Origin of the sequence: Marinicella meishanensis (genome assembly GCF_019931145.1) — a bacterium.
GTDB lineage: Bacteria > Pseudomonadota > Gammaproteobacteria > Xanthomonadales > Marinicellaceae > Marinicella > Marinicella meishanensis.
Genome location: NZ_JAIOUV010000006.1, coordinates 153,157 through 179,400, shown reverse-complemented (window position 1 = coordinate 179,400; position 26,244 = coordinate 153,157). Strand labels below are relative to the sequence as shown.

The 26,244-nt window shown below is 50.9% G+C and carries 17 protein-coding genes; 6 read left to right on the top strand and 11 right to left on the bottom strand.

The window, feature by feature from the left end:
• Position 1: 1 nt before the first annotated feature.
• The 3 genes from K7G70_RS11665 to K7G70_RS11655 all read left to right on the top strand — a co-directional run bounded on the left by K7G70_RS11665 (position 2) and on the right by K7G70_RS11655 (position 4,050).
• Positions 2-1,249: a saccharopine dehydrogenase family protein gene (locus K7G70_RS11665; RefSeq protein ID WP_223788829.1), complete on the top strand. Its 1,248-nt coding sequence runs from the start codon at positions 2-4 to the stop codon at positions 1,247-1,249.
• 78 nt (positions 1,250-1,327) lie between these two features.
• Complete coding sequence (locus K7G70_RS11660; protein WP_223788828.1) at positions 1,328-2,578, top strand: WD40 repeat domain-containing protein; 1,251 nt, start codon at positions 1,328-1,330, stop codon at positions 2,576-2,578.
• Entirely contained in the window at positions 2,575-4,050 is a 1,476-nt protein-coding gene (locus K7G70_RS11655; RefSeq protein WP_223788827.1) for a sensor domain-containing diguanylate cyclase, read from the top strand. Before K7G70_RS11660 ends, K7G70_RS11655 begins: the two co-directional genes overlap by 4 nt.
• Positions 4,051-4,067: 17 nt before the next feature.
• Here the strand turns inward: K7G70_RS11655 and K7G70_RS11650 are convergent, their stop codons facing one another.
• Positions 4,068-5,717: a cation:proton antiporter family protein gene (locus tag K7G70_RS11650; protein ID WP_223788826.1), complete on the bottom strand. Its 1,650-nt coding sequence runs from the start codon at positions 5,715-5,717 to the stop codon at positions 4,068-4,070.
• A 1,250-nt stretch (positions 5,718-6,967) separates the two neighbouring features.
• Between K7G70_RS11650 and K7G70_RS11645 the strand changes: the two genes are divergently transcribed.
• On the top strand, positions 6,968-7,258 hold the full coding sequence (locus K7G70_RS11645) for a GIY-YIG nuclease family protein (RefSeq protein WP_348525082.1): 291 nt from the start codon (positions 6,968-6,970) through the stop codon (positions 7,256-7,258).
• A gap of 967 nt (positions 7,259-8,225) precedes the next feature.
• Here the strand turns inward: K7G70_RS11645 and K7G70_RS11640 are convergent.
• Together K7G70_RS11640 and K7G70_RS11635 are read right to left on the bottom strand one after the other, a co-directional pair.
• Complete coding sequence (locus K7G70_RS11640) at positions 8,226-8,663, bottom strand: hypothetical protein (protein ID WP_223788824.1); 438 nt, start codon at positions 8,661-8,663, stop codon at positions 8,226-8,228.
• Between the two features lie 50 nt (positions 8,664-8,713).
• Positions 8,714-10,912: an OsmC domain/YcaO domain-containing protein gene (locus K7G70_RS11635; RefSeq protein WP_223788823.1), complete on the bottom strand. Its 2,199-nt coding sequence runs from the start codon at positions 10,910-10,912 to the stop codon at positions 8,714-8,716.
• 144 nt (positions 10,913-11,056) lie between these two features.
• Here K7G70_RS11635 and K7G70_RS11630 point away from each other — a divergent pair, with 144 nt between their 5' ends.
• Positions 11,057-11,821: a LytTR family DNA-binding domain-containing protein gene (locus K7G70_RS11630; RefSeq protein ID WP_223788822.1), complete on the top strand. Its 765-nt coding sequence runs from the start codon at positions 11,057-11,059 to the stop codon at positions 11,819-11,821.
• Positions 11,822-11,837: 16 nt separating this feature from the next.
• On the opposite strand, the gene K7G70_RS11625 is transcribed toward K7G70_RS11630, so the two are convergent.
• From K7G70_RS11625 to K7G70_RS11615, 3 genes are all read right to left on the bottom strand, one after another.
• Positions 11,838-13,343: a carotenoid oxygenase family protein gene (locus K7G70_RS11625; protein WP_223788821.1), complete on the bottom strand. Its 1,506-nt coding sequence runs from the start codon at positions 13,341-13,343 to the stop codon at positions 11,838-11,840.
• A gap of 11 nt (positions 13,344-13,354) precedes the next feature.
• Entirely contained in the window at positions 13,355-13,801 is a 447-nt protein-coding gene (locus tag K7G70_RS11620) for a DUF2141 domain-containing protein (RefSeq protein WP_223788820.1), read from the bottom strand.
• Between the two features lie 257 nt (positions 13,802-14,058).
• The gene (locus K7G70_RS11615; protein WP_223788819.1) at positions 14,059-14,769 is read right to left on the bottom strand and encodes a hypothetical protein; all 711 of its coding nucleotides are present in this window, start codon (positions 14,767-14,769) and stop codon (positions 14,059-14,061) included.
• Between the two features lie 173 nt (positions 14,770-14,942).
• Between K7G70_RS11615 and yghU the strand changes: the two genes are divergently transcribed.
• Entirely contained in the window at positions 14,943-15,785 is an 843-nt protein-coding gene (gene yghU, locus K7G70_RS11610) for a glutathione-dependent disulfide-bond oxidoreductase (protein ID WP_223788818.1), read from the top strand.
• A gap of 84 nt (positions 15,786-15,869) precedes the next feature.
• Here yghU and K7G70_RS11605 read toward each other — a convergent pair whose 3' ends face one another.
• The 5 genes from K7G70_RS11605 to lepB all read right to left on the bottom strand — a co-directional run bounded on the left by K7G70_RS11605 (position 15,870) and on the right by lepB (position 25,934).
• Positions 15,870-20,555 (bottom strand): choice-of-anchor Q domain-containing protein, encoded by a 4,686-nt coding sequence (locus K7G70_RS11605; RefSeq protein ID WP_223788817.1) that lies wholly within the window; start codon positions 20,553-20,555, stop codon positions 15,870-15,872.
• Between the two features lie 104 nt (positions 20,556-20,659).
• Positions 20,660-23,374, bottom strand: coding sequence for a serine/threonine-protein kinase (locus K7G70_RS11600; protein ID WP_223788816.1), 2,715 nt, complete (start codon positions 23,372-23,374; stop codon positions 20,660-20,662).
• Positions 23,364-23,939 (bottom strand): ECF-type sigma factor, encoded by a 576-nt coding sequence (locus K7G70_RS11595; protein WP_223788815.1) that lies wholly within the window; start codon positions 23,937-23,939, stop codon positions 23,364-23,366. The genes K7G70_RS11600 and K7G70_RS11595 overlap by 11 nt, the downstream gene beginning before the upstream one ends.
• Positions 23,940-24,295: 356 nt before the next feature.
• Positions 24,296-24,994, bottom strand: a complete 699-nt coding sequence (locus K7G70_RS11590; protein WP_223788814.1) for a DNA alkylation repair protein — start codon at positions 24,992-24,994, stop codon at positions 24,296-24,298.
• A gap of 73 nt (positions 24,995-25,067) precedes the next feature.
• A complete protein-coding gene (lepB, locus tag K7G70_RS11585) occupies positions 25,068-25,934 on the bottom strand; it encodes a signal peptidase I (protein ID WP_223788813.1) in 867 nt (288 codons plus the stop codon).
• Positions 25,935-26,244 lie beyond the last annotated feature (310 nt).

The following is a 26,244-nucleotide window of genomic DNA, read 5'->3' as shown; positions in this document are numbered from 1 at the left end:
TATGAAGACAAGCGAACAAGACTCAACCCCATATGACATCGTGCTGTTTGGCGCCACCAGTTTTGTGGGGCAAATCATCACCCAATACTTGAGCGAACACCTGGCCGACAGTCCCATACGTTGGGCTTTGGCTGGCCGATCGGCCGACAAATTACAAACTGTGTTGGATGCCTTGCCTGAATCCAGGCGCGACATCCCGGTGCTGTTGGCTGATGCCAACGATCCCGATTCATTGCGAGAATTGTGTCATCAAACCCAAGTGGTGATGACCACGGTTGGCCCCTATGATTTGTATGGCGAACCGATGGTCAAGGCCTGTGTGGCAACCGGCACCGATTACTGTGATTTAACCGGCGAAGCCCACTGGATCAAAAAAATGTTGGACCGGTATGAATCCCAGGCCAAGGCCAGCGGTGCCCGCATCGTGCATTGTACCGGCTTCGATTCAATCCCCTCAGATCTCGGCGTTTGGCACCTGCAACAAGTGGCCCAAGTCAAATTTGGCAGCCATTGCAATCAAGTCAAATTACGCATCCGCAACATGCGCGGTGCGGCCTCCGGCGGCACCATCGCCACCGCCTTGAACATGGCCGAACAGATGAAACAGGACCCGAAACTGAAAAAGCAGATGGTCAACCCATACATTCTGTGCCCTGAGGGACATGGGTACACCAGCCGCCAACATCACGTGACCATTGAGTGGGATGACACTTTTAATCGCTGGACGGCACCGTTTTTCATGGCCCCGATCAACACCAAAATCGTCCACCGTTCCAACGCTTTGACGGCAAACGCTTATGGTGTTGATTTCAAATACAATGAAGGTTTGATGACCGGCCCAGGATTCAAAGGCAAAATGCGCGCCCGCAGTGTCTATTGGGGACTGGGTGCCTTCTTTGGAGGCATCAGCATCGGCCCCATCCGCGCCTTGCTGAAAAAATTTGTCTTGCCCAAGCCTGGCGAAGGGCCCAGCCCAGAGGACCAAGAACAGGGCTTTTACGATTTTCGCTTTGTCGGCCAGACGCCCGACGGTGAGCAATTGTTCACCCAAGTCTATGGCGACCGCGATCCTGGCTATGGCTCAACCGCCAAAATCATGGCCCAAACAGCCCTGTGCATGGTACAAAATTTGTCACCTGAGCACTCAGGAGGCTTTTGGACCCCAGCCAGTTTGCTGGGTCAGCCACTGATAGACCGCTTGCAACAACACGCTGGGGTCACTTTCACCGCAATCGAAAGCAAAGAATGACCTATCGTTCAATTTAACGGTTGGTGCGGGCGGTGCATCAAGTTATAATTTTTTTGTGTGTAACTACCCGCAAAGACCATGACATTCCAATCCCCCACCCCAACGTGGACCATTCCGCCTGCCCAAGTCAATTCAGTGGCCATTTCCGATGACGGCACCCGATGCGTATATGGCTCCTCCTTTGAACGAGGCCAAGGGTACTTTTATACCTACATGGTTGATAACCAAGGCAACCAATTGTGGAAACAACCCATTCAAAGGAACACCGCAACGTATCAAGGCGTTTATTGGGTCGACATCAGTGGCGATGCCGCCATTGTCGCAGCGGGTGGTGAAACCGTCGATTATCACGAAGATCCCAGTTGTGCCAACCCAGGCTTTTTACAAGCTTTTGTTGGGACCACCGGCGAAAAATTCTTGGACATCACCAAACCAGCCAGGATCAACCAAGTCAGCTTGAGTCATGATGGTTCCTACTTAGCCATTTGCTATGGCCAAACTGTGGAAGTCTACAAATTAAAAAAATTGATCATCACCCCGGGCCTGACCAATTATCAATTTGACAGCATTTTCACCCACACTTCCACCACCTATGACATCAACAGTTGCGTCATCAGCCATGATGGCAGCACCGTGGTGGCAGCAGCGATTAACTGGGATGCGAACAAATCCGGTTCAACAGATACACACAAAGGCGCCATTCTGTCATTTTCAATCAACGACACCACGGTGAGTACGTTGGGCACATGCGACTTGACCACCGCCGGTCCCATTCAAGTGGCGGTGACTGACAATGGCAGCCATTGGGCCGCGTCCTTACATGACGGCAGTTGTGCCTTGGTCAACAACAGCAATCCAAGCACCCTGGTTTGGCAACACCTTGCCACACCAGCCACTGGTTACACCTTGGATTTGGCCTATGCCGTGGCCATCGGCATCAACACTTCAGGCAATGCCTTGGTGGCTTGCGGCGCCAACCTCTCAGGAGGTACCAAAGGCGGGCTGTTGTATTTGGTGGAAAATGTCAGCGGTACCGCCACAGCCCAATGGCAAGCGGAATTGTCTTATGGCGCCAACCCGGGGGTGTCCATGGATCATGGCACCACCCATGTCACCGCCACCGATGGCAAGCCCGTGGGCCAAACCACCACCGAATCGGCCGGCAACCTGTACCTGTTCAAAGTGGCCGATGGGTCGACGGTGATCCAGCAACCCACCTTCATGATGAATTGGCCGATGCAGATTTCACGCGATGGCAGTGCAGTGGTCGGGGCCAGTGATGATGGCACCGTGTATTACTGGAAAAGTCCCTACACCAGCGCTGGATGACTGCCCAGCAATTGGCTTCAAATCGCAGCGACATGACATTCAGTGACAAACTCAGCAACACCCTCAGCCAATCCATGGTGCTGCGCACCATGGTATTGTTTGTCGCTTGGTTGGCGGTGTGGCAAGCCGGCCGTTTGGTGGAGTACACCAACCACGCCAGTGTTTGGTTTCCGGTGTCTGGCTTCACCTTCGCTTGTTTCATGGTGTTGGGTAGACGCGCGGCGTTGCCCATCATGGCCGGGGCCATCGTCATCACCATTTGGCAAATCGACATCTATCAAATCCCCTTGAGTCTGCCACAATCGGCTTGGGCCGGATTTTTGTTTGGCCTGGCGCACATGGTGCCCTACTGGTTGGGGGCCCACATCATCGTCAGGTTGTCGTTGAAAGAAAACCATTCAGCCCCGCAATTGATCGTCACATTTTTGGTGGTGGCAGGCATCACCGCTTTCGTGGTGACCACCTTGGTGATCAGCTCTTTGGTGTTCACCGACCAGATGCCGCGAGCCGATGTGCAACAAACCTTGCTGCCATTTTTCATTGGCGACATGGCCGGGGTGGTGGTCTTGGCGCCGTTGTTCAGCGGGGTCTTGCTGCGTTTCTTCCCCGACCCGAACATGAACTTGAATGAGTTCGTTCGAGACGACTTGGGCTCGGTCAAAAGCCTGATTTACAAAATGTCATTGAATGTGGCCTTGATCATATTGACCATGTTGCTGGCCTTTTGGATTGGCACCCAAGAAAGTTCTTTTGCCATTTTCTTCCTGGCCGTAACCCACATGTGGATTGCCTGCACCGAAAGCCCCAAATTCAATGTCGTGAGCCTGGCGGTCAGCAGTGTTTTGATCGCTTTGTTGGTGAATTTATTGGGTTTGATGGACCATGTGATGGTTTATCAATTTGCCATCAATGTGATTGCGGCCAATGCCTTGTTTGGCATCGCCATTCCTCAGCTCAAAGCCTACAACCGGGAACTGGAAATCAAGGTACAAACCGACGCCCTCACACAAGTGTCTTCGCGCCCCCACATGGAGCAACGGGCCGAAGCGGAAATTGCCAACAGCCATGCGCAACAAACACCGTTGTCCTTGGTGGTGTTTGATTTGGATGACTTCAAACAAATCAACGACCAATACGGCCATCCAGTGGGTGACCAAGCTTTGCAACAAGTCAGTGACCACGCCAAAAACAGCTTGCGCAAGAACGATGTGATTGCGCGTTTTGGCGGTGATGAGTTTGTCCTGTTGCTGCCTGATTTGAGCAGCCAGGAGGCCACCCTGGTGATTCAGCGCATTCAGCAAGCCGTCAGTGAAATCATCATCGGTGAAACCACCCTGGCTGGCAGTTTTGGTATTGCCCAGTTGTCGGCAGGTGAAGACTTTCATCAATTGTTCATGCGTGCCGACCAAGCCTTGTATACCGCCAAGCAAAACGGCGGCAACCAGATCAGCATCGCCGACCCAACTGACTGAGTAGGCGCTGGTTCATATCAGGTGACAGATGTGGTTTGTTCCGGCGGCTGATCGATGTTCAAATGGCCGGAAATGGCCTCGGTATCCATGATGTGGCTGGCAAAACCGGCACCGGCCTCAGTGAATATATTGGCCGCCATGTCCACCCCAGCCTCTTCCAAAGCAGCGATGTCCTCAGGAAATTTGGCGATGGACACCAGGCGCTCTTTGTAGCCCATTTCCTTCATCATCTTCACCACTTCCAAGGTGGTGGCAAAATTGGGTAAGGTCAGCACCACCAATTTCAGGCGGTGGATCTTTTTCACCCGGTCCCAAAAATCGGCGTCACTGGGATCCCCCAGCACCACATGCCGATGGGTTTTTTTGTGGTTCAACACCTTGTAGACATTGACATCAATGCCCACCACCAACTTTTTGTGCAATTGACACAGTTGGTCATAGGCGCCGGTGCCAATGGTGCCCATGCCAATGATGGCAATTTCGGCTTTGCCGATGTTCAACACCGGATCAAAAGGCAGACGTTCCCGACTTTGGAACCGTTTGAACCACTTGCGGTTGCTGTTGTACAACTCATTGGAAAAGGTGCTCAACACCGCAGAGACCACAAAAGAAAAAGAAATCATCAAAGCCATCACCACCAACCAGGATTCATGGATCCACTGTTGCGCCACGCCGATGGCCAGCACGATCAAGCCAAACTCACTGAAATTACTCAAATTGATGGTCGACAACAGTGCGGTGCGGGCGCGCAGCTGGAAACGGGTGAACAACACGAAAAACAACCAAGACTTGAGCAACACCAATGGCGTGAGCAGCAAGGCCAGCAACAGGGTGTCCATGTTGGGTTGGCTATACAAGCCCACCGACAAAAAGAACCCCAGCAAGAACAGGTCTTTGAAACTGAGCATCTTCTTCACCAACTCGATGGATTTGGGGTGGTTGGCCAGCAAGGCCCCCAAAATCAAGGCACCCAAATCCCCTTTGACCCCCATGATTTCAAACACTTCGGCGCCACCAATGGCCAATAAAAAGCCAAACAACACCAACAACTCACCGTGCCCCACGGTGTTCAACAAGCGACGCAACAAGAACCGACAAGGAATCAACAACAGCAAGGCCAAGGCCCAGATGGTCGGCACTTTGTTGGCGGTGAATGCCAGGAACACCACCGCCAAGATGTCTTGAATCACCAAAATACCAATGGCAATGCGACCATGCAAGGCGTCGTATTCACCCCGTTCTTCCATCACTTTAACCACGAACACGGTACTGGAAAAACTCAAAGCAAAAGCCAACAGCAAAGCATGTTGCCAGGACAAATCGACGAACACCGACACCCCTGCCACGATCAACAGGCTGAAAATGGCCAACAAGGCCACCACAATGACGGACGAATGGATCAAGGTCACCGCCCAGACTTGTGGCCGGGCCAGGTTGTTGATGTTGATTTTTAAACCGATGGTGAACAACAACAAGGTGATGCCCAAATCAGACATGATTTTCAACAAACCTTGATCAACGATGTTTTGGGTACTGAGGATGAAGCCTGCGGTCAGAAAACCCACCAAGGGTGGCAGGCCTATTTTTTGTGCGACCAAACCCAGGACAAAGGTTAAGCCAATCCACAAAAAGTCATTCAAAGCCATGGCCACCCAGCTAAAATCCATCACCACCCCTCCGCTCGCTTATGATGCCACTGAATTCAATGCCTTGAGTAACCACCGAATGCATGCCCATTTGTGCCCCTTTTTGCCATAACTATTAATATCTTACCAGATTTTTCTTCAACAACATTGTGAACTTGCTCAATGATTTTATTAACCCATTCATCTGCCCACTGGACCCACATTCCCTAACCAAAGCTACTCCGATCAAAAAAACATGCTTCTGGAAAATCATGAATTAAATAAGCAACCCGTCATTCCTGCGGACAGAAACTGCTGGCCGAATATTTTTTATCAGAGCCGACAACTGTCTGCTGAGAGACTCATACGTTACATTGATAAATAAAATTAACCACCAAAAACTGTGCTTTGGTATTCAGGTAGATTCTCGTCATCCTGCGGCTTGACCGCAGGATCCAGGTGCTAATCAGTGTGTTTTTTTTGAAAATATCAGATGTTTTGACTCAGCCTGCCTGGATTCTGTGGTCAGGCCACAGAATGGCGACAGTTAAGTACATGATGATTGACGTCATGGTGGTTGAAAAAGTAATAAACTGTCATTCCTGCGCACGTGTGACAGGGTGTTTGGCTTGTGTGGTCACAATCAACTCATGACTGAAATGCAAACAAACAGCGATTCCCGATCGGAGTCGGGAATGACGCCATAGTGAGAAAAAAACAACAAAGCCGTCATTCCAGCGAACATTCGAAAGGGTTTTTGGCTTGTGTTTAGAATCAACTCATGGCTGTAAGTGCAAACAAACAAAGATACCCGATCGGGGTCGGGAATGACGCCATGGTGAGAAAAATCAACAGAACCGTCATTCCAGCGAACATTCGAAAGGGTATTTGGCTCGTGTGATAAAAATCATTTCAAGGCTGAAATGCAAACAAACAGCGATTCCCGATCGGAGTCGGGAATGACGTCATGGTGGGTAAAAATAGCCGGCAGTCCTACGCATGTGTGACAGGGCATCTGGTTTGTGTGATGAGAATCAACACATGGCTGTAAGTGCAAACAAACAGAGATTCCCGATCGCGGTCGGGAATGACGCCATGGTAAGAAAAATCAACAGAACCGTCATTCCTGCGTACGCAGGAATCTAAGTTTCAGGACCCATAAAAATTCATTCAAAACACCACATATTCAACTGCCCTGTCATATCCATGACTGACATGATCAGAATACACCCATTAAAAGCACAAGATTTTTTTGGTCTGATTAGACCAGAACCAATCAGAAACTAAATAACGTGAAATATTCTTATGTTTACATCATGGCCAATAAGAAGGGTGGCGCCATCTATATCGGAGTTACTGCGCAATTGATCACTCGAGTGTGGCAGCATAAAAACCACTTCATTGATGGTCACACATCCAAATATAAAATCACCCAATTGGTTTATTATGAACAGTACGAATGTATTGAACAAGCCATTCTCAGAGAGAAACGAATGAAAAAATGGAAACGACAATGGAAAGTCCAGTTGATTGAAGAACTTAACCCAAACTGGATTGACTTGTGGGATGAAATCATTGGATGACCTCGCTGACTCAATGAGACTGAATATTTGGTACATGTGGTCAAAATCAATTCAAGGCTGGGATACATACAAACAGCGATTCCCGATCGGGGTCGGGAATGACGCCATGGTGGGTAGGCAGTCCTACGCATGTGTGACAAGGCATCTGGTTTGTGTGATGAGAATCAACTCATGGTTGTAAGTGCAAACAAACTAAGATTCCCGATCGGGGTCGGGAATGACGCCATGGTGGGTAAAAAAAGCCGGCAGTCCTACGCATGTGTGACAAGGCATCTGGTTTGTGTGATGAGAATCAACTCATGGCTGTAAGTGCAAACAAACTAAGATTCCCGATCGGGGTCGGGAATGACGTCATGGTGGGTAAAAAAAGCCGGCATTCCTACGCATGTGTGACAGGACATCTGGTTTGTGTGATGAGAATCAACTCATGGCTGTAAGTGCAAACAAACTAAGATTCCCGATCGGGGTCGGGAATGACGTCATGGTGAGAAAAATCAACAGAACCGTCATTCCAGCGAACATTCGAAAGGGTTTTTGGCTTGTGTGGCAAAAATCAATTCAAGGCTGAAATGCAAACAAACAGAGATACCCGATCGGGGTCGGGAATGACGCAGTGGTGGGTAAATAAATAACAGAACCGTCATTCCTGCGAAAGCAGGAATCTACAGCACCTCAATCGCAAGCACAAAACAAAGCAGCGAAGGGTGCTCACTGAGAAATAGAGGCAATCATTTTCATGCCAATATGCTTTCTCTTCGCAAAAATGGGTTTGCATGGTCCTCATGCAACCCTGTCGACTTTGTCATCAAAACTTGATCTGAACTTCATGAGTTTGAGACGGTGCGACCATAAACTGAGGCAGTCTTGTAGTTGCGGGGTGGCCCATGTTGATGTTGTTGATTATCTTGATGGTGGTTTTGGGCATCAAAACCACCGTATGGACGCTCAGTCTGATCCTGGGGCTGCGTCACTGAGGGTTTTTATCCAAACGGTGATTATCAAACATTTCGATCGCCGCTTTCAATAAGCCCAGCATGCCAATGCCCAGTACCGTCAGTCCCACCGCCACACTTTGGGTCTGATCGGCTTCAAACCACATCAAGGCCAGCAGGCCCACTGCCATGAACCCAAAAGCCATGATGGCGATGATGACCAGGGCCACTTTGCCCTTGGTGGGGTGTTGCCAGACCTTTTCTGACAGTTTGTTTTGCGTGGTGGTGGTGTCTTGTAAGGTCGAAAAGCTCAGTGACACCCCAAACAATATCAACACGTGGTTCAACACCGCCCAATCGGGTTGCTTGTTCAGCAAAGAAATCACGAATGGCACATAAAAACCCACCGCTGCCAACAACAACGGGTATTGCAGGTAACTGATGGCGTGAAAAAATTTTCGGGGACTGGGCATGGTCATCTCAGCGACTCAAGACTGCGATACATTGTAACAAAGACGGTGCCTCATGAGGCACGCTCGGCTGCCGCTTCACGCGCCCTGGCCTGGTGCAGCTTCTGATAGCTTTCCAATAAACGCAAATGTTTGTCCACACCTGTCAGCCGCATGTCAGTTGGGGTCAGTCCATCAAAGCGGTCTTCACCATGGACATTACTCACCACACGTTGCATCACCTCAGGCGTGAACATGCGATTTAAATTATGCATGAAATCAGACAGTTGTAACTCTTCATCTAAAGTGATTTCTAACACGGTTTCCATGGCCTGATAATACAGGTTGCGCTCAACCGTGTTGTCGTTGTATTGCAGGAATTCAGCCACCCCATCCAAGGCCTCGACCCATTGACCCAAGGCCAATGACAGCATGATTTTCAATTCCAAAATGGTCAACTGTCCCCACACCGTGTTTTCATCGAATTCGACCCCGATTAAGGTGCGGATGTCCATGTATTGATCCAACTGGCTGTCTTCCAATCGGTCCAGCAAGGCCTGCAAGGCGGCCTCATCCAAGCGGTGGATGGTCAAAATGTCCTCCCGAAAGGCCAAGGCTTTGTTGGTGTTGTCCCAAATCAAATCTTCCACCAAATACACTTCAGAGTAATCCGGCACCAGGATGCGACAGGCCGAGGTGCCCAAAACATTGAACTCAGCCACATACACTTGTTTACCCAAATCCTGCAGTATGGCGAACAACGCCGCCGCCTCTTCGGCATTGCTGCCGGAAAAGTCCCACTCATGAAAGGCATGGTCAGCCCGATCACTGAAGAAGCGCCAGGAAATGATCCCGGTGGAGTCGATGAAGTGATCGACAAAGTTTTCCGGCTCTTGCACCGCCAGGCTGTTGAAAGTGGGCTTGGGCACGTCATTCAAGCCTTCAAAACTGCGCCCTTGCAACAATTCAGTCAAACTGCGCTCCAAAGCCACCGCAAAACTGGGATGCGCCCCAAATGACGCAAAAACTCCTCCGGTTTTGGGGTTCATCAGGGTCACACACATCACCGGAAAACGACCACCCAAAGACGCGTCTTTGACCACCACCGGAAAGCCTTGTTGTTCCAAAGCGGCGATGCCAGCCAACACATCCGGGTATTTATCCAACACCGAAGGCGGCACATCCGGCAGCACGATTTCTTGTTCAATGATTTGCTTTTTTACGGCCCGTTCAAAAATCTCAGACAAGCACTGCACATGGGCTTCATCGGGGTTGTTGCCGGCACTCATGCCATTACTCAAAAACAAGTTTTCGATCAAATTCGACGGAAAGTACACCGTTTCACCATCAGACTGGCGCACATAAGGAATGGCACAGATGCCCCGCTCGACATTCCCCGAGTTGGTGTCAATCAAATGCGAGCCCCGCAATTCACCATCGGGATTGTAAATGGCCCAACAATGGTCATCCAACAGGCCTTCTGGCAGGGCGTCATCGGGGCCAGGTTTGAACCAGCGCTCATTGGGATAATGGACAAATTCAGCATGCGCCAATTCTTCGCCAAAGTACTGATCGTTATAGAAAAAATTGCAATTCAAACGCTCAATGAATTCACCCAAAGCCGAACACAAAGCGCTTTGTTTGGTGCTGCCCTTGCCATTGGTGAAACACAAAGGCGACGCGGCATCACGGATGTTCAATGACCACACATGCGGCACGATGTTGCGCCAGGATGACACTTCGATTTTCATGCCCAGCTGTTGCAACACCCCGGTCATGTCCTCAATGGTCTGCTCCAACGGCAAATCTTTGCCCAAAATATAGGTTTCACCGCCTGCATCTGTCACATCCATCAACATCGCTTGGGCATCAGACGCCAAGCTCTCCACCACCTCAACCTGGAAATCAGGACCGGTTTGGATCACTTTCTTGACCGTGCAACGATCGACAGCACGCACGATCCCCTGGCGGTCTTTGTCACTCAATCCTTCGGGCAGTTCGACTTGGATTTTAAAAATCTGCTGGTAGCGATTTTCTGGGTCAACGATGTTGTTTTGCGCCAGCCGGATGTGCTCAGTGGGGATGTCCCTGGCTTGGCAATACACCTTGATGAAATAAGCCGCACACAAGGCCGAGGAGGCCAAAAAATAATCGAACGGACTGGGCGCTGAACCATCGCCTTTGTAACGAATCGGTTGATCCGTGATCACTTCGTAATCATCAAAAGTGGCCGAAATCCTGAGGTTGTCGAGAAAGTGGGTTTTGATTTCCATCGGTGTGCATGCTTAACAAGAGACCGTATTTTAGCCTGTTTGGTCAACAGAATGACGAAAAGTCCTGCCGCGCAGCCAAGCCTTTTGACCGCAGTGATATAATGGCAGGATCAAATACCCATACTGTAGCCCACATCACACAACATGGACTTGAACAAACGCCACCACCTGCCCTTACCCAGCCTCATGACCGTCTTGATCACCTTGGCCATTGGCTTGGGCGTGGGGTATTTGGGCCCATTTGGCAGTTTTCAGATGCCCTTGGGACAGCGCTTGCTGTATTGGGTGATCTTGATTGGCGTGGGCCATGCCATCTTTTCCTTGACTGAACGGTTCTGTCAGAATTGGCTGGCCAACAAAAACCTCAATGTCTACCTGAAGCTGGTCATCACCTCGGTGATCGGTGCGGTGTTTTTGTCATTCTTTGTTGATTGGACCTCGCAGCTGTTTTTTGACTCTTCCTTGCGCTTCCCACAAAGCCTGCAGTTTTATTACCCGAAAGTGCTGATCCTCAGCCTGATTCTGAATGTGTTCGGGCACCTGTTGGAACAAGCCAGAAACGCCAAAACGGCAACCACCACCAACCCGCCAAAGGACAACCGCTTCATCCAACGCTTGCCCCACCAGTTGGGCACTGAATTGATTTGTTTTTCGATGGAAGACCATTACCTGAAGGTTTACACCGAACGCGGTGATCACATGATGCTGCTACGCATGAAGGATGCCTTGGTGGAACTGGAGCACTATCCCGGCATACAAGTTCACCGCTCATGGTGGGTGGCCTTGGACGCCATCAAACAAGTCAAAAAGCAGACGCGCAAAGCCACCCTGATTTTGCACAACGACATGGAAGTGCCGGTTTCACAAAAATACCTGCCCCAACTGAAACAGCACGGCCTGCTCAGTTAGGGCCCGTTTACACATTTCAAGCCAAAGAGCGGAAATTGCCATGGAAGCCCAGTGGGATGTGAAACGGCAACCACGCCTTGGCCAAGGGACCGGCGCTGATGTTTTCCGCTTCAAAAACATTGACACATGTTTTTTTGCTGGGCCAATGCAAGGCCGTACCCAGTAACCACCCGGATTTTCCTGGTTGGCCATCGCGCTCAACCACGATGTGTTCTTCCACCAAGTAATCATCGCCATAATCGTATGCATCCTCTTGACCGGTGTGCACATTCAACGAACGCACCGATTGCATCCAGCCGCCCTCAGGTTGACCGCCGATGGTGAAGACCTTTTGATTCATGATGCCCGTCTGTGATGGGTAGATTCTTGGGAATTCGCTGATGCCAGCGAACACCTGTTGGTCGGTGTGTCCATTGGGCCGGATGGTGAATTTCACGGTTTGGCTGAAAGCATGTTGATTCGGCACGGTTTGACCGACCATCACCTGTTCAATCACTTGCATGATGTCCAAATTGCGGTAGCGACAGCCGTCGAAGTGGATGGTGCCATCGCGGTCTTCCCAGGCGTTACCAAAGTGGAACAAGAAACACGGCGGGAATTCATGGGTCGAGCGCACCGTCAGATCATTTTTATCCACCACCAAGACCCGCATGGGCTGGTCATTGGCGAAGGTTTGTCGCTGCATGAAACTGGGGGCGTCTGGTTTGATGGTCAGCGAAGGCAAGATCACCAAAATGTGTTTTTCGGTCACCAAAAAATCATGCAACATGGCGTGGTATTGGCTGTCAATCAAGCCAAAGCGGTCCAATTGTCCGTTGGGTTTCAAGCGGTACAAAATGATTTTACCCGAGCCGTAATCCAAACCAAAATTCCAAATCGTGCCATCAATATCGACTTTGGGATGGGCCGAAAATGGCATGCCTTTCAACCCGGGGTCCAAAGTGACCTTGCCTTTGGTCTGTAAAGTGTTGGGATCCAATTTGTGGGCCGATCCGGCTTCCCACAGGGCCCATATGTCGTCACCGATTGGCAACACATTGGTGTTGGCCGGGTTGATGCTGTCGGCACTGGTGATGGGGCTGGGTTGTTCGATGCCCAATCCACTGAAATCGTATAAAAATCGATCGGCCGCTTGCTCGGCCACGAATTTATCGGTGCGCACGAACTTATTTTGATAGGACACCTGGCCGTCTTTGAAATCAAAGGCATGGATCATGCCATCACCTTCGAACAAGTGACCATAGCGAAGCCCCCCCCGTTCGAACAAGGCCGGACCATTGCGAAACAGTTGCCCCCGCAGTTGTTTGGGGAATTGCCCTTCGATGGTCAACCGGTCCACCACCCGCTCTTGGGTGTAATTGGCATAACCGACCAATTTCGGTTGTTTGGGCAGTGCCTGGTTAAAGCGCTGCAGGGTGCTGAGGTTGCCAGCGACCAGCTGATCGGCAGCCAACAACATCTTGGGGGCCAAGCCCAAAGCCCCCAACAAACTCAATTGTGTGACGAATTCACGGCGTTTCATGCGGGCCTCCTTCACAGGTACACCATCAGTGCGACGGTGGTGGCTTGTTCTTCTGCGGTGGTGATTTCAACCACCATGTCGCGGTATTGTGGCGGTCCCATGTTGCCCACGGCTTGGTTGGAAAAGCCATAGCCTTCGGTCGGCATGCCAAAGGCATTGGCGTCCATTTGTTGGTTGTTGTTTTCATCATGAAACATCCGCACCACGTATTCACCCGGAGCCAAATCGGTGAAGGTCAATTGACCCACGCCTTGTTTGGCCGCCACCATCAAGCTGGCGTGTGCCTTGCCCTGATTGTAGTTCTCTTCACCGGCAAACAGCTGAGCCATCAAATGCCCTTCATCGTTCTTAATCGAGTCGACCGACACCACCAATTCCGCCGCTGAAGCCGCCAGACTGAAGGTGGTCAATGCCGCTGCCTGGGCCCAGAATGTTGCTTTGTTAAACGTTGATTTCATTGAATTATTTCCTCATGGTTGATCAGACACAACCCATCCTAATGAAACCAAATCCAAGTACAATCGACTTTTCGCCAATGGGGTCATTGGCTTCGTCAAACGGTCATTTTTGGGCCTGGTGTCAATTCACGAATCGTGAATTGCAGTACCACCCGATAAAGAAAAACGCCGATTCAGGCATCTTGAGGGCATGGACGAACGCCATTCATTCTTTGGGGTCGGACTTCGACCGAATGGCTTGAAAGGCCTTCAGTCAATCACTGCAGTGCGGTCAACGCGGGTGTTCCAGCCTGGTTTTCAGCGACACTGATGACCAATTCGACTTGCCGGTGATTCGGTGCGCGTTTGAGTTGGTACATACCCGCTTCCAAAGTGTCCACTTCAATCCAATAAAAGCCTTTTTTGGGAATGCTGATTTGATGCTGATACAATTCACCACCCAAAACGATGTCGCCGGTCAATTCGGCTCGGCGATCAAAATACACCAATATCAAAAGGGTTTCAGGTTCACCCACTGGCGCCACTGCAATGCCAGCCACATACTCGGGATTTTGCAAATGATAAGCGAAGGTGCCCAGCCGCACCAGTTTGGTCCGTTTGGAGTCCACTTTCAAGCCCAGTTCTTGAAACCTGGGTTGCAACTTTTTCGCGGCTTTGGCGATGCGTTTCTGCTCGGCCTTTAAGTCCAGCTTGATCTGGTTTTGGTCATCAGCAAACAGCAATTGGCGGTCTTGTCCGGCATCGGGACTGCCAAAAACACCCCCGGAAATCACCGGAAAGTTAAACACCGCATGGCTCAAAAACGCCGGATCCAAAGTCATTGATTCACCTTCGTGGTTGACCATCACCACATTGAACTGCACCTCATCCAATCCGGATTGGGGTAATGATTCCTCCGCTGTGACCACGGTGGTCAACAGACACAAGCACAAAATGCGAATTGGGGTTGGGAACAATTGGATTTTCATGGCGCAAACTAATAAACAAGAGAAAAAAACATGGTAACACAGGTCACCTGTCCATGTGGTTCACCAGGCAGCCAGATGGGCTTTGACACATTTTTTGCGATGAACCCATTAAGCTGTCGGTCTGTTGGAAGGATTTATCCTTTCTCAAACAACACACAACCCAGGACCCAATCATGACCCAAGAAAAGACTTACCAACCACCGAAAATTTGGCAATGGCAACCCGGTAACGGTGGCCAGTTTGCCAACATCAATCGCCCCACCGCCGGCGTCCGACAGGAACAAACCCTGCCCCGCGGTGAGCACCCGTTCCAATTGTATTCTTTGGCCACACCCAATGGCGTTAAAGTCACAGTGATGTTTGAAGAGTTGCTGGCCGCTGGACACACCGGCGCCGAATACGATGCCTATCTGATCGACATCAATGCAGGCGACCAATTCGGCAGTGATTTCGTGGCCATCAACCCCAACTCAAAAATCCCGGCCTTGTTGGATTTGAGTGGCGAGCAAGCCATCCGGGTGTTTGAGTCAGGCTCAATCTTGTTGCACCTGGCGCACAAATTCAATGCCTTCCTGCCCACCGAATTATCGGCCCGCACCGAATGCCTGAATTGGTTGTTTTGGCAGATGGGCAGCGCCCCTTATTTGGGTGGTGGCTTTGGTCACTTTTACAGCTATGCCCCCGAACCCATGGCGTATCCCATTGACCGCTTCACCATGGAGGTCAAACGGCAATTGGATGTGTTGGACCAACACCTGGCCAAGCATGACTATTTGGCGGGTGATCAATACTCCATTGCCGACATCGCCAACTGGCCTTGGTATGGGGCCCTGGTTTTGGGTCGGCTGTATGATGCCGCAGAGTTTCTCCAAGTCAACGACTACCGGCATGTGTTGCGCTGGGCCAAAGCCATTGATCAACGTGAAGCCGTCCAACGCGGCCGCCGGGTCAACCGCAACTGGGGAGATGAGGCATTCCAATTAAGCGAACGCCATGCCGCCAGTGATTTTGCCTGAGTGCCAACAGGTCATTACTCAGGCACAAAAAAGGGGCGGAAGATCCGCCCCAACATCAACCCAGGTTTTTCCAGGGTGAGGGAATTATTCAAAACCGTGGGCAAAGATCAAATCGCCGTACTCATAGGCACCCATGTCAACGGTTCCACCATCAATCCGGGCATTGCCATCCAAATCTTCGGTGGTGCTGACCACGGCATTGTTGCCACTGCCGATGGCGGCTGAACCCAAGGTCAGGCGGGCGTTGCCAGCGACGGTGGGCACGGCCATCAAATCGACGTCTTGGACAAAATCAGGGTCCAGGTCGATGTTGTTGTCAGCATCAATCCCAGCTGCGTTATTCCAAGCGGTACTGCCTCCCGAGCCTTGAACCAAACTGTGGGACCAGATGACATCACCACCACCAGATTTACTTGCACCGACGGTACCGACACCAGAAATGTCCTCGTTGTTCCACACAATGCTGTTCTCAATGGCGGTGTTACCACCCCTCACCGGGCCACCCAAATGATAAATGGCACCACCATCGCCAACCGCCACATTGCCGGTCATGGTGACATTGGTGAAACTACTTGGGGCCAATAGGTACACGGCTCCCCCGTCACTGCCAGCGGCGTTACCACTGAACAGTGAATTGGTGACCACGGCAACGTTGGACGCATACAGGGCACCGCCACTGCCGCCGGCTGAGTTGCCAGCAAAATAGACCCGATCCATCTCGATGGCTTGGTGCACAATGGCACCGCCGTTGTTGACGGCTGAATTGCCGATGAAACTGACTTGATCCAATGTGGGTGTGGCTTGGCTGGTGAAGGTGGCCGCCCCCCCGTTGTTGGCTGACTCATTATTGACAAACAAGGCATTGCTGATGGTGCTGTTGCATCCATACATGGCGCCGCCTGAAAATTCAGCCCAGTTGCCTTGCAGCACCAAATGACTCAGCACGTGACCGGCGCTGTTGGCTGTGTTGCACTCCACGCCTCCCCCTGTTCTGGCCGGTGGCGGACCGTTGTCATTGAACCCGGCGGTGATGGTGAAACCATCCAACACCACGTCCGGGTCAGAAAGGTCTACCACATGGTAGGCATTGGTGCCGTTGATGTCGGCCACCGCTTCAATCACCCCATCGGCATTGACATCGGTGTCGTTTTCATCGATGTCACCCGACAATACAGTGAGGTTGGCATTGAAATCCCGTTGCTCCAAAGCGGTTTCGGTGCCCGCAAAGCCACCATAGACCGAAACTTCACCGGGAATTTCAAAAGCCTCACTCGGGTCATCGCTGTTGCCACCTGAATCGACATCGGGCAAGTAAACCCCAGCAGCCACCCAGATCTGTGAGGTGGGGCCTGCCACTTCCAGGGCGTCGATTAAATTGTCATAAGCGTTTTGCCAACAAGCACCCAATATGCACGTACCGGCGCGTTTTTGACTGTTTTGGTCAACATGGATGATGCCCAGGTATTCGGTTTCATAAGCACCGATGTCACAAGCTGCCAATTGCGGACGGGGCAAGCCGCGCTGATCTTCCACGGTACACAGGGCATCACTGCCGGCATCGACGGCTGGTGAAGTCAAAGCCAAAGCCATGGTTTGTGTGTTGCCGCCGTTATTGGCCAAGGCCTGCAATTGGGGATCATCGGTCAAAGCCGCGTCGCAATTACCGCTTTCGATCAAGGAATTGCTGTTACTCTGGCTGCTGTTGCTCAACTCGATGTAACAGTCTTGCGACCCATTGTTGTCAGCGATCAAGGTGTTGTTCAGGGTTTGGTTGCCATTCCAGGTCATCAAACCACCACCGGTGGTGTTGGCTTGTCCATTGCCCGCGATGGTCACATTGGTGGCGATTAAGGTACCGCGGTTGTGGATCGCCCCACCCTCACCGGCATTGCTGCCATTCTGGCTGAAGGTACTGATTTCAATGTTCAAGGTACCACCGTCATTGAAGATGGCGCCACCCTTGCCGGCCAAGTTGTTGGTGAAGGTGCTCTCCGAAACAGTCAAAGTGCCGAAATTGCTGTTGTAAATGGCGCCACCGCCGAGTGGTCCGGAGCTTGATACGTGACCATCAAAGGTGCTGTCAACAATGGTCAGGTTGCCATTGCTGATGATGCCACCGCCCTCACCGAGGTCAAAACCATTGTTGACATTCAATGCATACAAATTCACCGCCACACCCACATCAACATTGAAAATGCGGTTGCTGCCACCGCCAGACAAGGTCACGTTTTGGCCAGAACCGTCGATGGTCATGTCCGCTTCCAGTTCGATTTCACTGACCAGGGTGATGCTCAAGTCGGCGGCAAAATTGATGGTACCCCCAGGACACACGTCCAACACTGCTTGACGCAAGGTATCAGGCCCGCTGTCGGCATCATTGCTCACTGTGATGACCCCGTTACACAAGCCTGACAAAACCACGTCGTTGCCATCCCCCCCTTGGTATGTGATGTTGAATTGGCTGCCATTGGAGGCAGTCACCGTGCCCCCTTCAGGCAACCCATTGAAGGTGTTGGCCACGGCATTGCCCCCTTGGGTGTTGACCAACATGAATTGATCACCGGCATTGATATCAGTGTTCATCACCACTTCCAAGGTGGCGCCCCCACCCAGTGAGCTGTCCAGGTTAATGCCCGACACACTCAATTGGTCATATTCAGTCACCGGAGTCAAACCGTTGATTTCAGCCACATAGGTGCTGCCCGTATCCATGCTCAAGCTGGTGAAGCTCAGATCACCGGTGTTGGTGCCTGCCGCGTCGCCAGGACTGATCACCGAACCGGACAAAGCAGACAATGAAATGGCTGCGGTGCCATCGCCAGACAGGGTTTGCCCACTGGCCAAATCAAAATTAAAGCTGAAACCAGGTGGAAACAAAGTGGAGCCGGCGGTCAGGAATATTTCATTGGACGCACTGATGTTGTTCTGCGATGGGGCCGAAGCCAAACTCAAATCGCCGTTGTTGATGCGGGTCACACCGCTGTAAGTGTTTTCACCGCGCAAGTCCAAATCACCATCCAAGGTGCTGATCAAACCGCCCGAGCCACTGATCACACCCTGTGATATGACATCGATTCCCGTCAAAGACAGGTCGAAGGTCTGTAAATTGACAGCTTCATACAAATAGATGACTTCTGCAGACATGGCCGTGGTTTGGTTCAGGGTCACCGCGTCATTAAAAATCAAATTAAAGCTGGATTGTGTGTTGCCATTCAGCACACTGGAACCACCGGCATCGGTGGTTAAGGTGTAAAACGCATTGGCCGTTCCGATGGGGCCAAAACTGACCACGTTATCAGAGTTGATGACCAAATCGACCTCAAAAAATCCATCTGCGGCATCCAGGGTGTTGTTGAAGGTGATGCTGCCGGCATCGGTTTCGGCGATGGTCATGTCTTGCATGATTTTCACAGGATCATTGAATGTTATGCTCCCTTCATTGGATGCCCCTTGATCGACGGTGAATGTGGTGGTGTTGATCACCGTGGAATCATCGCCAGCACCATCATTGGTGATGATGCGGCCCAACAACACCGGACCATTGAAAATGGTTTGACCACTGACGTCATTGACTTCCAGGTATTTTTGGCCACCGCTGGTTTGAAACACCTGGTCATTGAACACCGTATCAGCCGCGCCCGTTTGATTGACTTCCATGAAAGTACTGGGTCCGATTCTGACCGCGTCGTTGAAGGTGGTGGCGGTGTCATCGCTGTTGACTTGAAAATCAGCCCGATATTCAATCACCGTGGTGCCTCCGGCATCGGTGGTGACACTGGCCGCTTGGATGATCACATCGCCCAGGAATGCAGCATCGGTGAATTGGGTCGTTCCCGTGGTGTTGAATGCCAGGTGCTGACCCGTGGCATCGATGTCTTCCCAAAACCGCAAGAGTGACCCATCAGTACTGGTGAAGGTGGTGTCAGCAGTGATGGTCATGGCGCCGAAATATTCTTGTGAGCCTGCGGTGGTGATGATCGCCGAACCCACGGAATTGATGTTGGTGGTACCGTTGACGGTCAAATTCCTCAAGCTGAAAGAATCACCCCGATTGGATTCATCTGGGCTCAAAGACCCGAACCCAACGTCTTGATTGAATACAGCATCACCGTCCAGGTACAAATCAAAATCAGCCGCTCCGGATTCAGAGTAGACATTGCCATTGAAAGTGATCACCGCCCCAATCATGGTGCTGGAAGCAAATAACCGCACGTCGTTATTATAAGTTTGATCAGTTGAGGTGCTGACATCGGCAAAGACTGACAGCACGCTGCCGGTATCAGTGACAATCCCATTCAAGGGCAAGGTACCACCCACCGGACTCAAAAATTCAATCTGTGAAGTTGAAACGATGTTCAAATTGTGTGGGCCATTCACTTCACCCAAATTGACCTCTTGCCCAGGGTTGTTGGTAGCCACAATGTTGAAGTCACCCGACAAGTCCACTTGTGCATTGCGCAAATCAACATCATCTCCATTCACCTGCAAGGTCAAACCGCCTGCACTGGCGGCCACATCTAAATCGGCACCTGGATCAATGGTAATATTCAGAATTGTGGCATCCACATCCAAAATCAAAGCGCTTACGATTTGCACGTTGGTGTCGGTTTCAGGAATACCGCTGCCCGTGTCACAGATCCAAGAGCTGGTGCTGCTCCAGTTGCCTGGTGAAATGCCCAAACAAAAAGTGGTGCCGGCCTGGGCTTGAAATCCCAGCAGCAAGATCAAAGATGACAATAAGAATCTGATGTGTTGGTAGTTTTTATTCATGGTGATGGCTGTTTTTTTGCTGACTTATTGATGTAAAGCGTGAAAAGTGTGTGGTTTGCTTCAAATGCGGTGTTAAAAAGTGAAATTGATGGCAGGCGCCTCAATCATTCGGCCATGGCCAGCCCAAGTTGTGTCATGCTGTGTTCGGTGGCCAACAAATCCGGGTGCTTGGCCGGCAAAGCCCGTTGCTGTATGCGCAGTGCCATTTTCAAGTGATTTTCAGCGCGCTCAGGTTGTTCCAGGTCATGAAACACCAGACCCAATTCGGCATGAATCAGTCCATTGGTTTTGTGGGCGTCGCCATTAACTTGAACATTCAGTGCCAAGGCCCGCAACAACACTTCGGTGGCTTCTTCTAATTCGAATAAAGTGCGGTGCACCCTGCCCAAGCCCAACAGTGCCGTCACTTGTTCGGTTTGGTTGCGGGTGTTGTCAGGCTTGTTGTGGGCCAGCACCGATTGGAACAAGGCCTTGGCTGCCGCGCCATCCCCTTGCCTCGATTTAACTTTGGCCAACAGGTTGTTCAAGTACAAATGCAGATTGTGTTCAGATGGCAATTTTGACAATGCTTGTTGAGAGTGCTTAACTTGATCAGCAGCCGCTTCATATTCCGCCAACTCCAGCAGAGACTCAGCAAACCGGTAATGCAGTTTGGCTGGCAATTGGGTATCTTGTAAAGCCAAACCTTCAATCAATTGCAGTGACCTTATGTGGGCCTCATGCGCTGGTTCCACCTGCCCCAGATGGGCCTGACTTCTGCCCAGATGACTCAAGAAATCAGCCTGTTTTTCCACCGCTCCTTCAGCAGCCAAATGATCAATGACGTCCAGTAAAATCGGCACCGTTTCGGCAAAGCGCAGACGCCGTTGAAAGTACAATACTTGGTTGGTGATGCCGATCAAAGTGTTGCTGTGTATTGGACCATAAGCTTCGCGCCAGGTAGTGATTGCCTGTTTGAGCATTTGATCGGCCACATCCCAATTGAAACCTTGCTCCTCTACGTATGCCAAGTTGTGCTTTATGGCGGCGATGAATGGGTGATCGGCATCATACACTTCCAAATATATGTCCAAGGCCTGATTCATGTGCTTGGCGGTGGCTGACCAATCTTTTTGCTGTCGATAGGCCACCCCCAAATTGTTGTATGAATCGGCCAAATGCTTGCGATCGCCCAACTGTTGACGCAATGCAATGGCAGCCAAGTGTTGTTCAATGGCTTTGGCCGGTTGCCTGGTCTGGTTATACACATTGCCCAAATGGTTGTGGGCATAAGCCAACTGATCCAGATTGACGGGTTCTTGAGTTTGGGCCAGTTCAATGGTGGCCAGCAAAGTATTTTCAGCTTGAACGTAATCCAAGGTTTTGCGGTGAATCAATCCCAGTTGGCTTAAACCACTGATGATTTCTTCGTGGTTGGCCGGTAACAAACGCTGCTTCACCGCCAAAGACTGCTGGATCAAGGCTTCGGCATCGGCGAATTGATCCATGCGGGTCAAAATCGAACCAATGGTATGCATGAAGCGGGCATCGGACAAAGTGGGTTGCTCAACAGCCAACAACTGGTCCTTGGCATTGTGCAACAATTGTTGGGCAGTGACCGCCGATTCACGGCCTTTTTCCGGATTGGCCACATTGAACAAATCAGTCAAGAACGTGGCCATTTCCTCGGCTTCGGCTTGGGCCAATTGGGCTTTCTGGGCCTGCTCGGTGGCCAATTGAGCTTGTTGGCGCTGGGCCCAATAGCCAGCCACCACCGTGGCCAGCAGGGCCAGTGAAAACAGCACCACACCCAAGCGGCGCTTGATGAACAAGCCACTGAGGTAAGTCCAAGTGTGTGGTCGGGCGCTGATGGGCCGTCGATCAAAGAACCGGTGGATGTCATCGCGCAAGCTCAGCACCGCGCCATACCGTGCATCAGGCTGGGCTGCGGTGGCGCGGTCAATGATCGCTTGAAAGTCTTGGTTCAAAGGCACATCGTCCAAAAACTTGCGCAACAACACCCCCATGGCATAGATGTCACGGCGGGTGTCGGCCAGGGGCTTGGCTTGACTCTGCATCACTTCAGGTGCCATGTAACTGGGCGTACCAGAAATGCTGTTATCTTCGGCCAGTTGGTCTTGAAATTGGGACACCCCAAAATCGATCACCTTGACGACAGGCGCCCCACTGACTTCTGTGACCAGCACATTGCTGGGCTTGATGTCGCAATGGATGATGCCTTTTTCATGGGCATACGCAATGCCTTGACACAGCTGCAAAAATAAACGGATGCGCTGGGCTTGGCTGCATTGGCGCTGCTGACACCAGCTGATCATGTCCAAACCCTCAACCAATTCCATGGCAATGTAAGTTTGCCCTTGCTCGGTTTGGTTGATTTCATACAAAGTGGCGATGTTTGGGTGGTTCAAACTGGCCAGGATTTGGATTTCATTGATCAAATATTTCTGATTGGGCGATTTTTTGATCAATTTCAAGGCCACCTGCCGTTCGGCCGGATATTGTTGCTGAGCTGCATACACATGGCCCATGCCGCCGGTGCCAATTTTTTTGACAATGGTGTAGGTGTGTATTTGGTCGCCCACAGCCAATTCAGGCAGTTCCTCTTGCCGCTTTGACTCGTTCAAATGGCGCACGATGGCAGGCTGTTCAATGGCCTGGGCCCAGGTGGACTCTTTGACTTGCAACATCGACAACACCGCCTTGATCAAGGCTTGATCATCACCACAGGCCTTATGGACATAGGCTTGCTGCTGGTCAGCAGGCAGTTCTTGTGCTGCCAACAAAACCTCTTTCATCAAAGCAAACTGCTCAGGCGTCATGGTCACACAATTGGTGCAACAACCACAATTTACAGGCTTGCCATTCTCGATTCACCGTACTGCGCGACAGGCCCATAAATTGCGCGATCTCATCTTCCGACAAGCCGCCAAAAAATCGCAACTCAACGATTTTGGCCCCGCGAGAATCCAGCTTTTCCAAGTCGTCCAAGGCGTCATTCAATGCCACCACATCCAAATCCAATGATTCGGTGATGGCCGACACCGCTTCAAACGGGGTTTGTTGGTTCTTGGGGATGCGGCGTTGGGCGTGTTTTTTCCGCGCATGGTCCACCAGCAAACGGCGCATCACCACAATGGCGGAAGACAAAAAGTGTTTGCGGTCATTCCAATCGGCCGCCGATGAGTCGAACAAACGAAAATAAGCCTCATTGACCAACTCCGTGGCTTGGAAGGTGATGGTCTGATTTTCCTGTTTGAGGATGTTGCCCGCAAAGGACCGCAATTCCCGGTAAATCAGGGCCATCAATTCGGTATTGGATTGGGAATCTCCGTCTTTGAATTGGTTCAACAATTGGGTGACTTCTTGTTTGCGATCGTGGGTCATGGGTTGGGGTCGTTTTTATTGCATCAACCACGCCAATGCGGTTGATGAATCAAATTCCCATTATAGCCATTTTTGCCCAGATCTTGGTCCAAACGGTATGCAGAATTCAGAAAAAATCGGGCCTGGCGATGCATCACACATCACGGCCATGAATGGCTGATCAGAGCGACGTTTTGTGTCATCCCTTGGGCGTCAATGACTGGCAAGGCGTTTCAGTGATCGCGTCACTTTGCAGGCCGCCTATCCCTTCCACCCGTTTGGCCAATGGAATCGGTCCAATGTGGTGATTGATCGACTGTCTTATTGAACCACGCAATGAATTGAACAGGGTCGGGCACATGACTGCCCGGCCCTGTTCAGGCTTTTAATTTACCCAAAATGTACTCACTGGTCAGGTGTTTGCTGACATCCATGGGTTCGCATTGGGTTTTACCACTTTCCACCGGGATGGGACCGATGTCTTGGGCAATTTTCAAGGCCCTTTGATTCAGCGGCAAACTGCGCTTGCCAATCCCCATCAAAGCCGCCCCCATGGACAACAACACACAGTTGTTTTCTTGTTCGTGGGTTTGCTCAATGTGATCTAGGATGGCCTCATAATAGGCATCATCCGGCGCGCTTTTGGTGTTCTTTTTGGACAGTTCATAGACGAAACCGTAAGCACAGCGTTTGCGCACCTCATCATCGCTGCGGGCCCAGTCCACCGCCACTTCATCGATGAAGGGGGTTTTTGCCACTGGCGCACCACAGGCTGAATAGACATGCACCATCATGCCGAAATCAATGTCTTCGACCTGCTGCTCCACTTGCTCACGGCTGATCGCTTTGGGATCATCAACCAACACCGACATGACTTTCATTTCATACACATCACTGTCCCACAGCGCTTGTGCCAAGTCATGGTCTTTGCCCACCTGCTTGGCCAATTTGCGCAACACCGTCAAACCCATGCCCAAACTGCTGAACGGACTGTCTGGATACAACTCATGCCAGTTCTTGATCCCCCGCTCATTGCGGTGATCTTGCAACAATTGCAGCACATCGGTTTTGTTCATACTGACCTCACAAACTTCATCAAGGACCAATCATTATACCGCTGATTCTTGCCCGCAGATAGCTTGACTGGCTTCAGAAAACCACGCCCACCACATGATCAATCGGTACCACACCCCAAGAGCGGCTGTCATGTGAATTATCCCGATTGTCTCCCATCACAAACAAATGGCCCGCTGGGACAGTGACATCGACATGTCTGAATGGCACCTCACGGCCATCGATGTGGATCACTTGATACTGCATGTCTCCCAGAGTCTCAAGCCAATAAGCATGGCTGTCCTCTTGGCGCATCCACTCTGCCGGCAGCAGCTGGCCATTGAGCCACACTTGCTTGTCATCAATGCGAATGTGGTCACCACCCATCGCCATCACCCGCTTGATGTATTTGTCTTTCGGGTTCATTGGGAAATCAAACACAATCAAATCGCCATGCTTGATCGGACATGAATCATTGCGCTCGGTCTTTAAGAATTGAATGTTCCAAAATTGGTAGTTGCCACAGCCCCACTTTTTGACATGAATGAGCTGCCCCACTTGCAAGGTGGGCAACATGCTGCCAGCAGGTATGCGGTAATTTTCATAAAAGAACACCCGCATGGTCAGGAATGGTATGAAGAACAACATGAAGATGCCCGCCAAACCATACCACCGGCTGTACCATTTTCTGATTTCTTTGATTCTGGGTGCCAACCAATAAGCATGGGTCATGGCCGTTAAAGGAGTCAATAAAAACAACCACAGCACCTCATCATTGGTGTATTTGGACAACACCCCAAACCGCAAAAAAGCCAGGCCCACGCTCAGCAACAAATAAAACCAAGCCCAGCGCTTTTGGCCCAAATACAAAAAACCAATGGGAGCCGATATGAATGCCAGCAACACCGCCACCCAACGCTTGGGTGTCCACATGCCAGAAACAGTCGATTCGTTTTCAGTCATAACAAACCATATGAAAAAGAAGAATTGGTCTGATCACAATTGATCAACAACCACATCCTTATAGAAAATTTTGCAATACCCAAGATCAATTTCCTTGAGGGTCATTCACTCCATTCAAACCAATTATAAAACAGCAGCGCTTGGATACACACCTTGAATGTTTTTTATGCGGCATCAGCAGACTGTGCTTGATTCACCCAAAATCAACAATAATTGGCCAAATAGCGGCAGTATTTGGCCAAGATCTTTATGAAACAAAGGGCTTGGCTCAAGGTATTGAGTATCCAGCAGAAGGGTTTTGCTGGAACAA